The sequence below is a fragment of the uncultured Jannaschia sp. genome, from assembly GCF_947494055.1.
Lineage (GTDB): Bacteria > Pseudomonadota > Alphaproteobacteria > Rhodobacterales > Rhodobacteraceae > Jannaschia.
Genome location: NZ_CANLTR010000006.1, coordinates 161,057 through 178,475 on the forward strand (window position 1 = coordinate 161,057; position 17,419 = coordinate 178,475).

Here is a 17,419-nt window from a genome sequence, read left to right on the forward strand (position 1 = left end):
TCAGCGCAGGGTGCGGAGCCGCGGCTCGCCCTCGGCGTTCATCGCGGTGAACGCGGCGCGCGCCATCTCGCGCTCGACGACGGGGACGTCGCTTGCCTGAATCTCGCAGGCGACGCCCTCCGCCTCCACGACGACCGGACGGCCGAAATCCAGCGTGGTGTAATGCAGGTCGGCGATCGGCCGCTCAACGATCAGGCCCCGCAGACCCACGAGGTCGCGGATGCCCACGGAGATTTCGGCCATGCCTGCGACGCGTTCCACCGTCGGCCCGTCGAGCAACACGCGCTGCGGCGGCGACAGGCGAAGCGGTCCCGGGTTGCCGAGCGATCCGACCGGAACGCGCACGGGCCAGTCGTCCCGCCGGTAGATCAGGTCGGCGCGTCGCATGATCTTCCGCTCGATCTGCGCGATCTTCAGCGGCCCGACCGTCGTGTCAACCAGCTCGCCGACCTCGAGCATCTCCACGTTCCGCATGCCGTCGGACGTGGCGACCCGCGTGCCGATCAGGAAGGCACAGGGTGCGTGATCGTCAGGGCCGGTGGCGAACGTGCTTCGCTTGAAGGGAACTGGCTTGACCATGCGCTGCTCTCGCACGGACGCGGACGGAACGGCAAGAGGTCGCCGACCCAGTGCCATCGTGTGACCGGCGCCGCCGCGACGGCGGGCCCCGGGCAATATCAGGCTCCGATCCCGAACCGATAGCCGAACCGTGCGATATCCGCGGCACAGATCTCGGCGACCCGCGCGCGTATCGACGCGTCGTAGGCCGCGCGCCACTCGACTGGCCGGTCCGAGCGGTTCGCGTGCGGCATGACGAGGCGAAACCCGAGCAGGCGCTCGAACGGCGCGAGATCGGTCGCGAGATGCTCGAGCCGGATGAAGATCGGCGTGGCCCCTCCGGCTACATAGCTGGCATAGGGCGCGCGCCGGAAGCTCTCCTTAACCTCCGCGTCCGCGACGAACCCGGCGAAGTCCGAACGATTCGCCACGCGGACCGCCGGGTGGTCGAATGTCTGCCCGCGCAGCCAGTGGTAGTAGCTCGCCATCCGTGCCCAGGGATTGCGGACCAGCATGACCGGGCGCAGCGCGTCCATCACCGCGTCGGGCAATAGTCCACGGGCATCGGCAAGCGTCGAATGTTTCCACAGCCGCCCCGCACTCCGCGCGCCTTGCAGACGTCCGCGCCGGCGGATGGCCTTCGGCGTGTCGCCAATCAGGAGGTCGTCCGCCATCGCCCGCGCTTCGAGCGCGAGCGCCATCGACGTGCCGCCGGTCTTCGGCGCGTGGACGAAGGCATAGCCGCGGCCGGGCGACAGGATCACGCGACCCGCGCCCCTCGTCCGCGCAACACGATGAGCGATCCCGCCCCCGCGATCAGGCCGAGGCCCAGAAGCGAGACGGGCGAGAGCGCGTCGCCCCAGAGCATAAGGCCGAACAGTGCGGAGAAGCCCAGAACCGAATATTCGAAGACCGAGACCAGCGACGCCTCCGCCAGTTGATAGCCGCGCGTCAGGCACACCACGGCGAGCAGGCTGCCCGCCGCCTGCACGACGCACCACGCGAGCACTTCCCCGTCGGGCCAGACCCAGCCCTGCGCGAGAAAGCCGTCCCCCGGCCCGAGCGCCTCGATCGCGGCGATCCCGACGAGGCCCCAGAGCCCCTGCGCCGTGAACGAGCCCAGCGCGACCACAAGCGCCGTTTCCGTCGCGCACCATTCCCGGGTCGCGATCGCGCCCATCGCGTAGAACGCGCCCCCCAGGATCGGCACGAAGACCAGCGGCTCGATCGCGTCCGGATTCGGCGAGAGCACCATCACCACGCCCGCGAAGCCGATGAGCACCGCCGCGATGCGGACCGGTCCGATCCGCAGACCGAACACGGCGACCGACAGGATCAGCACCCAGATCGGCGCGGTGAAGAGCCCGGCCGCCGCCTGCGCCACCGGCAGGAAGCCCAACGCGCCGAAGTAGATCATCAGCGCCGTCGCCATGATCCCCGACCGCGCGAGCAGGCCGCGCCAGTTCGACACGGCTAGCCGCCGGCCCGACAATGCGAGCCAGCCAAGGACCCCCGTCCAGATCATCGCCGTGCGGATGACGTGGAAGGTCCACAGGCTCGACGTCTCCGCGATCACGCGAACGAACTGGTCGATGAAGCCGATGGTGAGGGTCGCGACCAGGATGAAGCCGGCCGCGGCGACGGGTCTGTTCTGCATGTCCGGTCTTGTCCTGCCCCGCCGCGTCGTCGCAGTATCGCGACCCGTGAGGCGAGGAGCAACGGGCGCGATGCAGGTGACGGCATACCGGGAGCGCAGCCGCGTCGCGGCCGGGGCCACGCGCGACCCCCGTCCAGGTATCCGCGTCTTGGACCGGCAGGCCCCGGCGGCGTCCGGTTGACCGCGCTCGCCGGCATCGAACGGCTGGAGACGACGGCATTCTGGCGCCCCGGGGCGGAGGCGCCGCGGCAGGAGGTCTACGTCACGCTGGGCGAGGCGGAGCTTGTCGTGCAGGATTTCGCTGGCACGGCGCTCAGCCACTGGTCGCTGCCGGCGCTGGTCCGCCGCAATCCGCGCAGGATGCCGGCCCTCTATGCTCCCCACGAGGAGGCGGGCGAGGAGCTGGAGATCGCCGAGCCCGAGATGATCGCCGCGCTCGACCGTGTCGTCTCCGCCGTCGAGACGGGCCGCCGCCGGCCCGGCGCACTTCGCCGCCTTCTCCTCGCGACGGCAATCGTCGTTGCCCTCGTCACGATGCTGGCCTGGCTGCCGGGCGCGTTGCGGCGTCACGCGGTCGATATCATCCCGCCGGCGCAGGCGCGCGACATCGGCGACCGGATGCTCGACGCACTCGCCCATCGCGCCGGCTCGACCTGCAACTCGATCCCGGGGGACGAGGCGCTCGCGACGCTGCGCCAGCGCCTCACGCCGACCCGGCCGCTGCGCCTCGCGGTTCTGCGCGAACTCGAGCCGCCCGAACTGGCGCTGCCCGGCGACCTGATCGTGTTGTCGAACCGAACCCTTGACTCCCATGACGATCCCGATGTGGCGGCCGGGCACCTCCTCGCCTCGATCGTCACGACCCGGACGGCACCGCCCCTGCGAGCTTTCCTGCGGGATCTCGGCCTCGTCGATCTCGCCCGCCTTCTCGCTTCCGGGCGGGTGCCGGATCACGCCGTCGCCGGCCGTGTCGAGGCGCTCCTGGCCGATCCGCCGGAGCTTCCCGTCGACGAACGCCTGCGGGCGGCCTTCGACGCGGCCCATCTCGCCTGGGCGCCCTGGGCCGATGCGACCGGACGCCCGACGGCCGGGGCCGCGCCCTCCGACATGCCGCCCTCCCTCGACGATACCGCCTGGCTCGCCCTGCGCGACATCTGCCGCTGACGGTCAGTGTCGTGTCTCAGCGACCTCGTCCACGGTGAAGAAGAAGTCCGCCGGATGGTCAGCGAACGCGATGGCGTCCGGCACGCTGTCGGGCCCTGCGAGGAACACGTTCGCCCCGAAATGCGCATGCATCCGGCTGAGCCGGTCGAGCCGGGCACCGCCGATCTCCGCGAGGAACGCCGCGTTCTCCGGCACCGCCTTCAGGGCCGCGATCCGCGACCGGTGCGCCGCCACGCAGGCATCGTGCGCCACCGCGACGCCCGGTAGCGCCCGCAGGGCGGCAATCCCCTCGGCCAGCGCGGCGGCCCGCGCCCGCATCCGCGTATCCCGCTCGGCGTTGTTGTTCATCCGGAACCAGTAGCCCAGCCCCTGATCGCGCGCGACGTGGTTCACCCGCCCGCGGTCGCGCTTGACGAGGAAGCTCTCCGCGTCGCGCACGGCATAGTGCTTCAGTGTCGCCAGATCGTAGCCGTAGGTCGCCATCGTCGAGCGCCAGCTGTTGCGCAGCATCTCCCGCGGCATCGGCCGGCCCGAGCCGTTGACCCAGGCGACCTGCCGCCAGAGATCGGGACGCAGCCCCTTCGGCCGGTGCACGCCCAGCTTGCGGAAGATGGCGTTCCGGCGAAACAGCGTCTTGAAGCCCCAGGCCTGATGCGGCTTGCGACAAAGCTCCGGCGCGCAGGCGGTGAAGCGCTGCGTCACGGGGGCGTCCGCAAAGGTCAGGTGCCCGTCATGACCGAAGAGCCGCCACGTCAACGAGATCATGTTCGCGTCGCCGACGGCGGCATAGAGGTCGGCGAGCCGCCCGGCACCGACATGCACGTCGATGAACTCGTCGACATCCATGCAGATTGCCCAGCCCGCCCGCGCGAGGATCGGCTCCGCCTCCGCGTCGGCGAGCGCGGCGTGCTGCGGCTTCAGGCCGGTGCCGGGGAACGGATTGTCGCGCCGCACGACGATCCCCGCGGCCGCGAGCGCGTCGAGCAGTTCCACGGTCCCGTCGGTGCAGTCGTTGGTGTAGATCAGGAAATCGTCGACGCCGATGCCGCGGTGATGGGCGATCCATTCGAGAATGAACGGCCCCTCGTTCTTCATGCAGGTCACGATCGCCGTCCGCCCCGGCAGCGCGGCGGGCAGGCAGGCGACGGGCGCGGCGGAGACGGGCGGCAGGACGGGCGCGTGCCCGAAGCCTTCGCGCGACAGTCGTAAAAGCGCGTCGCTCTGCACCAGACCCGATTTCGGCGCGAGCGGGCGGTCCCCCGCCTCGTTGCAACGCAGCGCCATCGCGCGGTGGAAAAAGGTCGGTTCTCCGTCCGACGTCAGCCTCCCGATCCGCGTCAGCCGGAACGGCGCGTCCGGCGGCAGGCGCGCGGGCGCGGCGATCCAGCGGCGGTGCCCGCCCGTCGCATCGAACAGGGTGCAGACATGGTCGCCGAACCGCACCGCTCGGTCCCTGCGGACGCGCCACGGATAGATCCGTCGCCCGAGAATCGGGATCACCCCCGTCTCGTTCGCGTCGATCCGCGCGAACGCGCCCTGCCCGGCCGGCGCGGGTGCGAGCAGGTCCGAGACGTCGAGGAACGCCACCGCCCGCGCCTTCGTCAGGAACCGCCAGCGCAGCGCCTCGAGGACGACCAGCTCCACCAACGGTGCGGTCCAGGGATCCGCCGCCGGGACGTCCATGCGGTCCCGGCCGGGCGCATCGGGGGCCTGGAGCGGGTGCCGCTCGCTCACGGCCTTGCCGCCGAGCGGGAACGGCGCGGACACGACGACGAGGCGTGCGAGCCCCTCGACCGGCGTGACGGCCAGTGCGGCTTCCAGCGCGGGGGCCAACGGCGGCTCGCCCGGTCGGGTCCGGTCGAGGATCAGCGCCGCCTGTGCCCCCTGCCCGACATGCCAGTCGAGCCAGTCGCGGACGATCTCCGCCGGCTCCCCGTTGCGGCAGCCCATCATCACCCGCAACCCTGCGAACAGGTCCGGCTCGGGTGCGGCGACCGGGACGGATGCGTCGCAGCCGGCGACCGGCACCGCAACCTCCGCGCCGTCCGCGACCCGCGCCATGACCGAGCCATTGACCGTTACGCACGCCGCCTCGATCCGTGCGGGGTCGAGCCCGCGTCCGAGGAAGATGCATGCGCCGTCCGGGCCGCCGACAGCGTCGATCACGGTCACGTCGCCGAAGACCCGGCCGTTCAGGATCCGTGTCTCAACCACGCGCCCGGGCCATCCCGTCGAGAAGTGCCCGCCCGAGCCGCGCGGACGGCGCGAGCGATCCGCCCGCGAGCACCAGCCGCCCGCAGAGCCGCGCCCCCTCTTCCGTCGCGAGCACGCGCGCCAGCTCGGCCCGGTGCCAGTCCCGCGTCGCCGCCTCCGCCGCCGCCACGCCCGGCAGGTCGCGGAGCCACGCCGCCTCGGCGCGCATCACCGGGAGCTGCGGCGCGATCATCTTGCAGGTCGTCTGGTTGAAGTTCCGCTCCACCCAGTATTCGAGCCCCGGCACCTTGCCCGTATGGTTGGGCATCCCCCGCCCGCGCTTGAGCAGGAACTCGTGGATCGAGCGGACCGCATAATGGTTCAGCTGCACGCGTCGCCCCTTTGGTGGCGTCCCGCCGCGCCAGAGCAGGATGCGCTTCGGATCGGCCGCCAGCGCGTCGTCGCGACGTCCGGTGTCGTCAAAGAAGGCGGGCGGCGCGGATTGCCGGGGTCGGTGAATCCCGAAGCCGGTGAAAGGCCCGTCCCTGCGGAACAGCGTCTTGAAGAAGCTCGCCAGCGCCGGATAGGCGAGGCCGACCGGGGCGGCGCGGTCGAAGCGCTCGGGCACGGACCCTGCCCCGGCCTCGAGTCGTCCCGCGGAGCCGAAGAGCCGCCAGGGCAGCGCGATCGCCTCCGCGCCCGGCATCTCGGCGATCAGGTCGGGCAGGCCTGCAGGGCCGTCCAGCGCCACGAACTCGTCGACGTCGAGATGCAGGAGCCAGTCCGCGCCGGCGCAGATCCCGTTGTCCCAGGCCGCCGCCATCGCGCGCCATTGCGGCGCGGGCCCGCCATCGCCGAGCACGTCGCCCTGCGGCACCTGCACCACGCCCGCGGGAGCGAGCGCGTCGAGAAGCGCCCCGGTCCCGTCGCAGCAATCGTTGGTGAAGGCAAGCACCCGGGCGACGCCGAGCGCGCGCAGATGGGCGAGCCAATCCACGATGTAGGGCCCCTCGTCGCGCAGGCAGGTGACGACGGTGATGGAAACGGGCGGATCGGAGGATGCGGGCATCGGCCACCGGCGGCGTTTGATCGGATGCGCCCGTTAATGAAACGTCAACCTTGCGGGAAGGTTAACGACCAAGCCTGAAGGTTGACGAAAGGTGAAGAGCGGGATCAGACCGGCGGCGCCGTCTCGAACCGGATATCCTCGTCGAGCGGCGCCACGAAAAGACGGCGCACTCCGTCCACGTCGGTCACGTAGACCTCCGCCCGCGGGCCGGTGCCGCCCATCGGCGCCTCGATGGTGAACCGCTCGGGCCGGGGCGCTGGCTTGTAGCTGACGGTGAAGGGGAGCGCATAGCCGCAATCGGTGGTCACGCCCGACCAGTTGCCGGTCACGCCCTCGGGCCGTTCCGCCGAGCAGCGGGTGCCGTCCGACAGGCGCAGCGTCACGCGCATCGCGTCCGCCGTCGCCCGCGTCACGCGAACCTCTCCCTCGGGCACGTCGAACATGTCCTCGCCGCGCGGGAAGCCGAGCGTCTGGCAGGCGCAGAGCGCGAGGGGCAGAAGGAACAGGGCGCGCATCGAAGCCTCCGCGGGGATCAGGTCAGAGCGGCCAGATCAGCGGGATCAGGGCCGACGAGAGGAGCGCGACGACGACGTTCATGCCGATTCCCACCCGTGCGAAATCGGTAAACCGATAACCGCCCGGACCATAGACCAACATGTTCGTCTGGTAGCCGATGGGTGTCGAAAAGGCACAGCTCGCCCCCACCATAACCGCGACGACGAGCCCGCGCGGATCAACGCCCAGCGTCTGGCCCAGCGCGATGGCGATCGGCGTGACGACGACGGCGACCGCGTTGTTCGAGACGAGCTCGGTCAGCGTCGAGGTCAGCGCGAAGACGGCGAGAACGAGGAGCGGACCGGGCAGACCGGCAAGCCAGGGCGCGATGGCCCCGACGATCATCTCCACCGCGCCCGACGCCTCGAGCGCGGCGCCAACGGCGAGCATCGCGAAGATCATAGCCAGGAGCCGGCCGTCGACGAAGCCGAAGGCCTCGTCGGCATCGACGGACCGGGTCAGCAGGACGATCACCGCACCCATGACCGCCAGCGCGAAGATCGGTGCGAGGCCCAGCGCCGAGAGTACGACGATCCCCGCGACGACGGCCACGGGAATCCAGCCCCGCTCGCGCCGGAACGCCTTTTCGCGCGGCTGGCTCACCTCGACGAGGTTCAGGTCCTGGCTCAGCCGATGGATGTCCTCCGCCGCGCCCTCGAGGAGCAGCGTGTCGCCCACCCGCACCGTCACGTCGTCGAGCTGCCCCGAGATGTTGCGGTCCCGCCGGTGCAGCGCCAGCGGATAGACGCCGTAACGCCGCCGGAGGCGAAGATCGCCCAGCCGCCGCCCGACCATCCGCGCGTCGGGCGTGATCAGCACCTCGACCGTCGTCGTCTCCACCGCGCCGACCTGGTCGAGGCGCTTCAGGTCCGGGTTGCGCTGCAGCGTGAGCAGTTCCGCGATCTCGGTGCGCAGGATCACCCGGTCGCCGACCCGGAGGACGACGCCCGTCAGGTTGCGGCGCAGCGAGGCGTCGCCGCGCACCACGTCGATCAGCCGCACGCCCTCGCGCTTGAAGAGCTGCACGTCGGTCGCCTCTCGTCCGATCAGGTTCGAGTCGGGCGGGATCACGGCTTCGGCGAAGAACTTTGCGGCGCGGCGGCGGCCCAGCATCGCGGCCATCGAGCTGCGCTCCGGCAGGAGATGACGGCCGACGAGGTAGAGATAGGCCATGCCCGCCAGCGCGACGGGGATGGCGAGGATCGAGACCTCGAAGATGGTGAACGGGGCAAGCCCCCGCGTCCGCGCCACGCCGTCGACGAGCAGGTTCGTCGAGGTCCCGATCAGCGTGATCGTGCCACCGAGGATCGAGGCATAGGAGAGCGGGATGAGGAGCTTCGAGGGCGCGATCTCCATCGCGCGGGCGAGCTGCACGAAGACCGGGATCATCACCACGACGACCGGGGTGTTGGCGACGAAGGCCGAGGCGATCAGCACGACGCCGAGGAGCATGCCGATGGCGAGACGCGGACGTTGGCCCACCTGCCCCTCGGCGAAACGGGTGAACCAGTCGAGCGCGCCGGTCCGCACGAGCGCGCCCATCAGGAGGAACATCGCCGCGATCGTCCAGGGCGCGGGGTTCGCCAGCACCGCCACGCCGGCCTCGTAGGGCAGAATGCCGAGGACGAGCAGGACGATTGCCCCCGCCATCGCCACGACCTCGGTCGGGTAGGTCTCCCGCACGAAGAGGGCGAGCATGGCGAGAAGAACGGCGATCGTCACCCAGGCCTGCATCGCCTGGGGAACCTCGATCCAGTTCACAAGACGGGCCCCGATTGCGAAAGCCGCCCGCCCTGGCGCACCTGCACGACCTCGCGGGCGAGGCCCGTCGCGTCGTCGGTTTCCACGAAAAGGCCGCAAAGCGTCGCCTCGCCGCCCGCCGGCTCGAAACGCTCCCGCGACATGCCGGTCACGAAGCGGCGCATCGGCTCGGTCTTTTCCATCCCGATCACCGAATCGTAGTCACCGCACATGCCGGCATCGGCCTGAAACGCTGTGCCGCGCGGCAGGATGCTCACGTCGGCCGTGGGCACATGTGTATGAGTGCCGACCACGACGCTGGCACGGCCGTCGCACCAATGGCCCATCGCCATCTTCTCGGACGTGGCCTCGCAGTGGACGTCCACCAAAGTCGCCTGCACCGCGCGGCCGAGCGGATGCGCCTTCAGGACCGGCTCGATGGCGGAGAACGGGTCGTCGTAGGTCCGCGACATGAAGACCTGGCCCAGTACCTGCGCCACCAGCAGCTTGCGCCCGGCCACGTCGAAGACACGCCAGCCGCGGCCCGGCGCGGATTTGGCGTAGTTGATCGGGCGCAGGATGCGGGGCTCCTGCTCGACGGCCTGCATCATGTCCTTCTGGTCGAAGGCGTGGTCGCCCAGCGTGACGACGTCTGCCCCGGCCGCGAACAGGCCCTGCGACTGCGCGGCGTTGAGACCCCGCCCTGAGGAGGCGTTCTCGCCGTTGACCACGACCGCGTCGAGGCGCCAGTCCGCGCGCAGGCCGGGTAGTCGATCGGTGATGGCGCGCCGGCCCGCGCGGCCCATGACGTCGCCGAGGAAGAGAATTCGCATGCGCCGGGGTTACGCGGCAGGACGGGCCCGTGCAACGGCGATGCCGCGTCCGTCGCGGGACGGACGCCGTGTGGCGTCCCGATGGCTCCGGCGGTTGCGGCACAGGGCGGCCCCGCGTATCCCTGTTCTCGGCACGGGGAGACGCACATGACCACCGCAGTTTTCATCGACGGCGAAGCCGGCACGACCGGCCTCCGCATCCGCGACCGGCTTCAGGGCCGCGAGGACATCCGCCTGATCTCGCTCGGCGAGGCGAACCGCAAGGACGAGATCGCCCGCCGCGACGCCTACGCGGAGGCCGATCTGGCGATCCTCTGCCTGCCCGACGACGCGGCGCGGCAGGCGGTGATGATCTCCGGCGGCACCCGCCTCATCGACGCCTCCACCGCGCATCGGGTGAACAGCGAATGGGTCTACGGCATGCCCGAACTGCCGGGCCAGCGCGACCGTATCCGTTCGGCGCAATGGGTGGCCAATGTCGGCTGCTTCGCGACAGGGGCCATCGCCATGCTGCGGCCGCTGACCGATGCCGGGATCGTGGGGCACGACCACGGCGCCGTCCTGACCGGGATCTCGGGCTATACGGGCGGCGGCAAGTCGCTGATCGCCGAATACGAAACCGGCGATGCGCCGGATTATTACCTCTACGCGCTGAAACAGGGGCACAAGCACCTGCCCGAGATCATGGAATACAGCCGACTGACGCGGCGCCCGCTGTTCCAGCCCGCCGTCGGGCGGTTCGCGCAGGGCATGGCGGTGCAGCTCCACCTGCATGCCGACCTGCTGCCCGGCGGGGTGGCGGGCCACGCCCGGATCGAGGCGGCGCTGCGCGAGGCCTATCGCGACGAGCCCTTCGTCGGCGTGGAGAGCGCGGGCGAGCGGATCGACCCGCAGGCCATGAACGGGACGAACCGGATGGTGCTCTACGTCAACGGCGACGGCACGGGCCGCGTCACCGTGGTCGCGGTCCTCGACAATCTGGGCAAGGGCGCGTCGGGCACGGCGGTGCAGAACCTCAACCTGATGATCGGCGCCGAGGAGGATTCGGGCCTGCGCGCCGACTGAGCGAAACCGCATCTTAACCGACAGGACGGCATGACGGGGCGAACGTCTCTCCGAACGGGATCCGCGCCTTGTCCGACTTCGCCTTCCCCTCGCTCGACGCCCGGCCGCAACTGACCAAGCGTCAAAAGGCCGCCGTCCTCGTTCACCTGCTGATCTCGGGCGGGGTGGATTCCGGTCTGCGGGAACTGCCGCCCGAGCAGCAGCGCGCCATCGTCCGCGAAATGGCGCGCCTGCGCTTCGTCGATCGCGAGACGCTGGCCGAAGTGGTCCAGGAATTCGCCGCCGAGCTCGACAGCATCGGGCTGCATTTCCCGCGCGACCTCGCCAACGTGGTCGAGACGATTGGCGGGCACCTGTCGTTCGAGGTCGTGGAATCGCTGACCGCGGAACTCGGGCCCGACGCGCCGGCGGGCGAAGGACCCTGGGCGGTCATCGCCGAGCTCGACGTGCCCGCGCTCCTCGCCTTCGCGGAGGGCGAGTCCGACGAGGTCTGCGCGATCGTCATGTCGAAGCTGCCCTCCGGGCGCGCCGCCGAGTTGATGGCGGAGCTTCCCTCCGAGCGCGCCGAGGCCATCGCCGCCGCCTTCGCCCGGACCGAGGACGTGGCGCCCGGCGCCGTGGGCCGGATCGGCATGGCGCTCGGCCGGCAGAGCGCGAGCCGGACCGCACCGGCCTTCGAGACGGATTCGGTGATCCGTGTGGCCGGCATCCTCAACGTCGCGACGGCACGGGTGCGCAACGCAGTCCTCGAGAGCCTCGACGCGAGCGACGCGGCCTTCGCGGCCCGGGTCCGCAAGGCGGTCTTCAGCTTCGAGAACATCCCGGAGCGGATCGAGCCCCGCAGCATGCCGAAGATCCTCAAGGAAGTCGACGCGCTGGTCGTCGTCAAGGCGCTCTCGGGTCTGCCCGACGAGATGCGCGAGGTCGAAACCTTCATCCTCGGCACGATCTCCAGCCGCCTCGCCGACCAGTTCCGCGACCAGATCGCCGAAGCCGGTACCATCCCCGCCGACGAGTCCGAAGCCGCCCGGTCCGACCTGGTGGCGACGATCCGCAGGCTGGAAGAGGCCGGCGAGATCACGTTCGTGACGATGGACTGATCGCGGGGATCACTGGTCCCCGCCCCGGCCGGACCCTAGATGACGGGTCATGGTTCTCGAATTTCGCGACGAAGGCATCTACTGCCCGGCCGGCCGCTTCTACATCGACCCCTGGAAACGGGTCGACCGGGCGCTGGTGACGCATGGCCATGCCGATCACGCCTATGAGGGCCACCGGCACTATCTGGCCACGCACGAAGCCGCGCCCGTGATGCGGCACCGTCTGGGCGAGATCGACCTCGAAAGCGTGGCCTACGGCGAGATCCGCGAGATCGACGGCGTCCGGGTGAGCTTCCACCCCGCCGGCCACGTCCCCGGCAGCGCGCAGATCCGGGTGGAGCATCGCGGCGAGGTCTGGGTCGTCTCGGGCGACTACAAGACCACGCCGGACGGGTTGAGCGAACCGTGGGAGCCGGTGCGCTGCGACGCCTTCATCACCGAATGCACCTTCGGCCTGCCGGTCTTCGACTGGCTGACCGACGCGGAGCTGTCGGCACAGATCGACGAATGGTGGCGCGCGAACCGGGCGGCGGGGCGTCACTCGGCGATCGGCGCCTACGCGCTCGGCAAGGCCCAGCGGGTGATGACGATGGTCGATGCCTCGATCGGCCCGATCCTGACCCACGGCGCCGTCGAGAACACCAACGCCGTCCTGCGCCGCCAGGGCGTGACGCTGCCCGACACGATCCGGGTGACGTCGGAGACCGACCTGAAGGCGCATCCGGGTGGGCTGATCGTGGCGCCGCCCTCCGCGCTGGCGGGGCCGTGGCTCAGGCGGTTCGGCCCTGTCTCCACCGCGATCGCGTCGGGCTGGATGGCGCTGCGCGGGGTGCGGCGCAGGCGCGCGGCCGACCGGGGCTTCGTCGTGAGCGACCACGCCGATTGGGCGGGGCTCAACATGGCGGTGCGCGAGACCGGGGCGGAGCGGATCTTCGCCACCCACGGCTACACGGCCGTGTTCCGGCAATGGCTGGAGGAACAGGGCTACGACGCGCAGATCGTGGCGACGGAATACGGCGACGAGCTGCTCGAGACCGAGGAGGCGGAAGCGTGATCTCCGGCGCCCGCTTCGACCGGATGCGTCGGGTCACCGCGCCTTGGCTGGAGCGGCCGTTCCTTGCGCTGGCCCTGCCCTTCCCGCTCCAGCGCCGTCTTTTCGAGATCGGCAATCGCCTGCTGCGCGATCGCGTGGCGCTCCGGACCGAGTGGCGCGAGGCGGGCGGCATCCGCTGCCGCGTCGCGACGCCGGAGGGGGCGTCGGGCCGGGCCGTCTGGCTCCACGGCGGCGGCTTCGTGATGGGATCGCCGGACAGCTATGCGGGCCTGACCGACCTCTTCGCGAAACGCGCGGGCCTCGAGGTCTGGGTGCCCGAGTACCGGCTCGCTCCCGAGCATCCCTTCCCCGCCGCGCCCGACGACTGCCTCGCCGCGCTCCGGGCCGTGCCGGGGCCCTATCACCTGCTGGGCGACAGCGCCGGGGCGACGCTCGCGCTCGCGGCGTTGCAGGACCTGCTTCCCGACAGGCCGCCGCAGAGCCTTACGCTGATTTCGCCGGGCACGAACCTGTTGGCCTCCCGCGCGCCGCACGACCATTCCGAGATGGTGTTCTCCAAGCCGATCCTGCGTCGGTTCCAGCGCGCCTATGTCGGTGCGGCCGACCCGAACGACCCGCGCGTCTCGCCGCTCTTCGGCCGCTACCGGGGCGCACCGCATACGCTGATCGAGTTGAGCCGCGGCGAGTTCCTCGAGGCGGACGGGCATCGTCTGGCGGGGCGGATGCGGGAGGACGGCGTGCCGGTCGCGGTCCATGTCGAGCCCGGCGTGCCGCACGATTACCACCTCTTCGCCGGTCGCTCCGCCGCGGCCGACCGCGCCCTCGACCGGATTGCCGCGCATCTGCGCGGGGAGCCCGGGGCATGAAGCGCTTCGCGCAACTCTTCACCGCGCTGGACCAGACGACGAAGACGCTGGCCAAGACCGCCGCGCTCACCGCCTATTTCGAGGATGCGCCGGAGGCCGACCGGCTCTGGACCATCGCGCTGCTGTCCGGGCGGCGGCCGAAGCGGACGGTGAACGCCACCCGCCTCTCGGAATGGGCGGCGGAGGTGGCGGGCCTGCCGATGTGGCTCTTCAAGGCGAGCTACGACGTGGTCGGCGACCTGGCCGAGACCATCCACCTCGTCCTTCCCGAGGCGGAGGCGGCGCCGGACCGGAGCCTCTCGGACTGGATCGCCGACATCCGCGCCCTCGCCGCACAGCCGGAGCCGGAGCGGAAGGCCTGGGTGCTCCGATCCTGGACCGAGCTCGACGGGGCGGAGCGCTTCGTCTTCAACAAGCTCATCACCGGCGGCTTCCGCGTGGGCGTGAGTCAGAAGCTGATGACCCGGTCGCTCGCGAAAGCCACCGGCATCGAGGAGGCGGAGCTCGCCCATCGCCTGATGGGAAAGTGGACGCCCGAGACGACGAGCTATGTTGCGCTCATCACTGCGCCCGACCCCGAGGCCGATCTGAGCCGGCCCTACCCGTTCTGCCTTGCCTACGGGGTGGAGGGCGACCCGGCCGATCTCGGCCCCGCGGAGGACTGGATCGCGGAGTGGAAGTGGGACGGCATCCGCGGGCAGCTCATCTTGCGTGGCGGGCAGCACCACCTCTGGAGCCGGGGGGAGGAACTGATGACCGACCGTTTCCCGGAATTCGCCCGCGCCGCCGACTTCCTGCCCGACGGCACGGTGCTCGACGGCGAGATCCTCGCATGGGACGCGGAGACGCGGCGGCCGATGGGGTTCTCGGCGCTGCAGACGCGCATCGGGCGAAAGACGGTGTCGAAGAAGGTGCTGGCCGACGCACCGGTGATCCTGCGCGCCTACGACCTGCTGGAGGAGGATGGCGTCGACCTCCGGGCCCTGCCTTTCGCCGAGCGTCGCGCGCGGCTGGTCGGGCGGATCGCCGACCTGCCTGCTGATGCGCCGGTCGCACTCTCCCCGGTGGTGGACTTCGCGGACTGGGACACGCTTGGCCCCATTCGGGAGACCGCGCGGGAGGCGCAGGCCGAAGGCTTGATGCTGAAGCGCAAGGGTTCGCCCTACCATGTCGGCCGCAAGAAGGGCGATTGGTGGAAGTGGAAACTGGACCCACTCACCATCGACGCGGTGATGGTCTACGCGCAGGCCGGGCACGGACGACGCGCGAACCTCTACACCGATTTCACCTTCGCGGTCTGGAAGGAGGACGAGCTCGTCCCCTTCACCAAGGCCTATTCCGGCCTGACCGATGCCGAGTTCCGCCGCATCACCCACTGGGTCCGCCGCAACACGCTGGCGCGGTTCGGACCCGTGCGACAGGTTCCGCCGGAGCATGTCTTCGAAATCGGGTTCGAGGGCATCCAGAAGTCGACGCGCCACAAGTCGGGCGTGGCGCTGCGGTTCCCGCGGATGCTGCGCTGGCGCGACGACAAGCCCGTGGCGGAGGCCAACACCCATGCGGACCTGCTGCAGATGCTGGAGCAATACGGGTGAGGCGAAGCGGCCGAAGAGCACCTCCGCGCTCGATCACTGACTCGCTCGCCACGCTACCCTCTCAGAAAGACGGGTGACGCCACTTCGACAGGGTCGAAACGGCACCGAAGTCATACCGCAATCGTCAGACCGGCTCCGAGCCTGCACGACGATTCCGTCGTAGCCTCGGATCGGGCGGAACCGCCCTACGCGGTCTTTCGCAGCGGCGCCTGCCGACCGGCCCGCCAGGCGCGGCAGGCATCGCCGAACGCCTCGAAGAGGGGCCGCGAAACCGGGTCGCAGGCGGCGTTCCATTCGGGGTGCCACTGCACCGCGAGCGCGAAACCCGACGCACCTTCGATGTCGATGGCCTCGGGCGTGCCGTCGGGGGCGCGTCCGTCGATGACGACGCGGGGGCCGGGCTCGTCGATCCCCTGCCCGTGCAGCGTGTTCGTCATCACCTTCGCCGATCCCATCAGCCGCGCGAATGGCCCGCCGACGGTGAAGGTCACCTCGTGGCGCAGCGCGAACTTCTCCTCGATCGTCCCGTCGGGCGGCATACGGTGGTTCTCGCGACCCGGCAGCTCGCGGATCTCGGGGTGGAGCGTCGAGCCGAAGGCGACGGCGACTTCCTGGAACCCGCGGCAGAGGCCGAGGACCGGTTGCCCGCGCTCCACCGCCGCGCGGATGAGGGGCAGCGCGACCCGGTCGCGATCACGGTCGAACGCGCCGTGCGCCTCCGTCTCGGAATGGCCGTATTCCTCGGGATGGACGTTCGGGCGACCTCCGGTGAAGAGGAAGCCGTCGAAGGCCTCGAGCAATTCGTCGACATCCGCGACCTCAGGGTCGGCGGGGAAACAGACCGCCATGCAATCGGAGACCTTCGCCACCGCCTCGGTGTTCATCGTCCCGTTCGCATGGGCGGGATACTGGTCGTTGATCAGGATGTTGTTCGAGATGATGCCGACGATCGGACGCATGAAGATCCTCCGGTTCTTGCGAACATAGCGGTCATGCGGCATCCGCGAAAGGCGCCGGCGGGCACAGGCCCGGCGGCGCTGCCGCACAGAGCGTCACGCCTCGCCGGTGAGCCCGGCCTTCTCGAGCCCGGAGAGACCGGCCTCCACGTCGTTGTCGGAGGTGTCGCCGGTGACGCCGATCGCGCCGATCACGACACCCTTGTTGTCGCGCACGAGGATGCCGCCCGGAACCGGCACCACGCGGCCGTCGAAGGCCCCGTTCATCGCGGCCATGAAATAGGCCTGGCTTTCCGCCCGCTCCATCTGCGCGCGGCCCGCCATGCCCAGCATGACCGCGCCGTAGGCTTTGCCGAAGGCGATCTGGAACCGGCCCGGCGACGCACCGTCCTGCCGCTCGAACGCCTTCACGTGGCCGCCCGCGTCGAGCACGACGACCGTGAGCGGCTTCAGCGACATCTCGGCCCCCTTGTCGAAGGTGCCCTTGATGATCTGGCGCGCGCGACGCAGGTTGATCTCGTTCATTTCTTTCTCCTTAGTGATAGGTTCGCGCGACCCGCCGCCTACCAGCGACGCGTCGCGTCGAGATAGCGGTCCGCATCGGCCCCGAACGCAGCCCGCAGGTCGCTCTCCTCGCCGCGGATGAAGCGCTGCGTGACGATCACCGGGAAGATCGCGGCGCAGAGCAGCGCCGACACGGTGCCGAGGACGGCGCCAAAGCCCACGAGCATGAGGGCCATGCCGGTATAGATCGGGTTCCGGTTGATGCGGAACGGACCTTCCACGATCAGATGCGCGGGGGTTTCCCGTGGCTCGATCGTGGTTCGGTGCCGCCGGAACTTCAGCGCCGCCCAGCTCACGAGCCCGAGACCGGCCGCGACGAGGAACCAGCCGATCCGATCCGCCGCGAACCCCCGGATGGGAAGGAGCCAGGCCGCGATGCATTGCAGACCCAGAGTTCCCGCGGCCCAGACGAGCGGGAGATCCGGAAAGTCCCGGCGGATCGACATGGCC

General features: G+C 70.5%; 17 protein-coding genes. 6 read left to right on the forward strand and 11 right to left on the reverse strand.

The genetic code is table 11. The features are described from left to right. The 3 genes from Q1A87_RS08600 to Q1A87_RS08610 form a co-directional block, all read right to left on the reverse strand. On the reverse strand, nt 1-579 hold the full coding sequence (locus tag Q1A87_RS08600) for a Hint domain-containing protein (RefSeq protein ID WP_299649741.1): 579 nt from the start codon (nt 577-579) through the stop codon (nt 1-3). Nucleotides 580-677: 98 nt separating this feature from the next. Beyond that, the gene (locus Q1A87_RS08605; protein WP_299649744.1) at nt 678-1,322 is read right to left on the reverse strand and encodes a Type II secretory pathway, pullulanase PulA; all 645 of its coding nucleotides are present in this window, start codon (nt 1,320-1,322) and stop codon (nt 678-680) included. Then, nucleotides 1,319-2,215, reverse strand: coding sequence for a DMT family transporter (locus Q1A87_RS08610; protein WP_299649747.1), 897 nt, complete (start codon nt 2,213-2,215; stop codon nt 1,319-1,321). The genes Q1A87_RS08605 and Q1A87_RS08610 overlap by 4 nt, the downstream gene beginning before the upstream one ends. A 177-nt stretch (nt 2,216-2,392) precedes the next feature. Here Q1A87_RS08610 and Q1A87_RS08615 point away from each other — a divergent pair, with 177 nt between their 5' ends. Continuing rightward, nucleotides 2,393-3,379 (forward strand): hypothetical protein, encoded by a 987-nt coding sequence (locus Q1A87_RS08615; RefSeq protein ID WP_299649750.1) that lies wholly within the window; start codon nt 2,393-2,395, stop codon nt 3,377-3,379. A gap of 3 nt (nt 3,380-3,382) precedes the next feature. Here Q1A87_RS08615 and Q1A87_RS08620 read toward each other — a convergent pair whose 3' ends face one another. From Q1A87_RS08620 to Q1A87_RS08640, 5 genes are all read right to left on the reverse strand, one after another. Continuing rightward, nucleotides 3,383-5,593, reverse strand: coding sequence for a glycosyltransferase family 2 protein (locus tag Q1A87_RS08620; protein WP_299649753.1), 2,211 nt, complete (start codon nt 5,591-5,593; stop codon nt 3,383-3,385). Then, nucleotides 5,586-6,641, reverse strand: coding sequence for a glycosyltransferase family 2 protein (locus tag Q1A87_RS08625; protein WP_299649756.1), 1,056 nt, complete (start codon nt 6,639-6,641; stop codon nt 5,586-5,588). The genes Q1A87_RS08620 and Q1A87_RS08625 overlap by 8 nt, the downstream gene beginning before the upstream one ends. A 104-nt stretch (nt 6,642-6,745) precedes the next feature. Continuing rightward, on the reverse strand, nt 6,746-7,156 hold the full coding sequence (locus Q1A87_RS08630) for a hypothetical protein (protein ID WP_299649759.1): 411 nt from the start codon (nt 7,154-7,156) through the stop codon (nt 6,746-6,748). Nucleotides 7,157-7,178: 22 nt separating this feature from the next. After that, complete coding sequence (locus tag Q1A87_RS08635; protein ID WP_299649762.1) at nt 7,179-8,957, reverse strand: SLC13 family permease; 1,779 nt, start codon at nt 8,955-8,957, stop codon at nt 7,179-7,181. After that, nucleotides 8,954-9,769 (reverse strand): TIGR00282 family metallophosphoesterase, encoded by an 816-nt coding sequence (locus tag Q1A87_RS08640; protein ID WP_299649765.1) that lies wholly within the window; start codon nt 9,767-9,769, stop codon nt 8,954-8,956. The genes Q1A87_RS08635 and Q1A87_RS08640 overlap by 4 nt, the downstream gene beginning before the upstream one ends. A 147-nt stretch (nt 9,770-9,916) precedes the next feature. On the opposite strand from Q1A87_RS08640, the gene argC reads away from it, so the two are divergent. From argC to Q1A87_RS08665, 5 genes are all read left to right on the forward strand, one after another. Continuing rightward, the gene (gene argC / locus Q1A87_RS08645; RefSeq protein WP_299649769.1) at nt 9,917-10,834 is read left to right on the forward strand and encodes an N-acetyl-gamma-glutamyl-phosphate reductase; all 918 of its coding nucleotides are present in this window, start codon (nt 9,917-9,919) and stop codon (nt 10,832-10,834) included. Between the two features lie 68 nt (nt 10,835-10,902). Further along, the gene (locus Q1A87_RS08650) at nt 10,903-11,934 is read left to right on the forward strand and encodes a FliG C-terminal domain-containing protein (RefSeq protein WP_299649772.1); all 1,032 of its coding nucleotides are present in this window, start codon (nt 10,903-10,905) and stop codon (nt 11,932-11,934) included. Between the two features lie 49 nt (nt 11,935-11,983). After that, a complete protein-coding gene (locus Q1A87_RS08655) occupies nt 11,984-12,988 on the forward strand; it encodes a ligase-associated DNA damage response exonuclease (protein WP_299649775.1) in 1,005 nt (334 codons plus the stop codon). Further along, nucleotides 12,985-13,854, forward strand: coding sequence for an alpha/beta hydrolase fold domain-containing protein (locus tag Q1A87_RS08660; protein WP_299649778.1), 870 nt, complete (start codon nt 12,985-12,987; stop codon nt 13,852-13,854). The genes Q1A87_RS08655 and Q1A87_RS08660 overlap by 4 nt, the downstream gene beginning before the upstream one ends. Continuing rightward, a complete protein-coding gene (locus Q1A87_RS08665; protein WP_299649781.1) occupies nt 13,851-15,449 on the forward strand; it encodes an ATP-dependent DNA ligase in 1,599 nt (532 codons plus the stop codon). Before Q1A87_RS08660 ends, Q1A87_RS08665 begins: the two co-directional genes overlap by 4 nt. A 185-nt stretch (nt 15,450-15,634) precedes the next feature. On the opposite strand, the gene Q1A87_RS08670 is transcribed toward Q1A87_RS08665, so the two are convergent. The 3 genes from Q1A87_RS08670 to Q1A87_RS08680 form a co-directional block, all read right to left on the reverse strand. After that, nucleotides 15,635-16,408, reverse strand: coding sequence for a gamma-glutamyl-gamma-aminobutyrate hydrolase family protein (locus tag Q1A87_RS08670; RefSeq protein ID WP_299649784.1), 774 nt, complete (start codon nt 16,406-16,408; stop codon nt 15,635-15,637). Nucleotides 16,409-16,501: 93 nt separating this feature from the next. After that, nucleotides 16,502-16,930 carry a heme-binding protein gene (locus tag Q1A87_RS08675; RefSeq protein ID WP_299649787.1) on the reverse strand — a complete coding sequence of 143 codons (429 nt, stop codon included), beginning with the start codon at nt 16,928-16,930 and terminating at the stop codon, nt 16,502-16,504. Nucleotides 16,931-16,968: 38 nt separating this feature from the next. Further along, the gene (locus Q1A87_RS08680) at nt 16,969-17,415 is read right to left on the reverse strand and encodes an isoprenylcysteine carboxylmethyltransferase family protein (RefSeq protein WP_299649790.1); all 447 of its coding nucleotides are present in this window, start codon (nt 17,413-17,415) and stop codon (nt 16,969-16,971) included. Between the last annotated feature and the right edge of the window lie 4 nt (nt 17,416-17,419).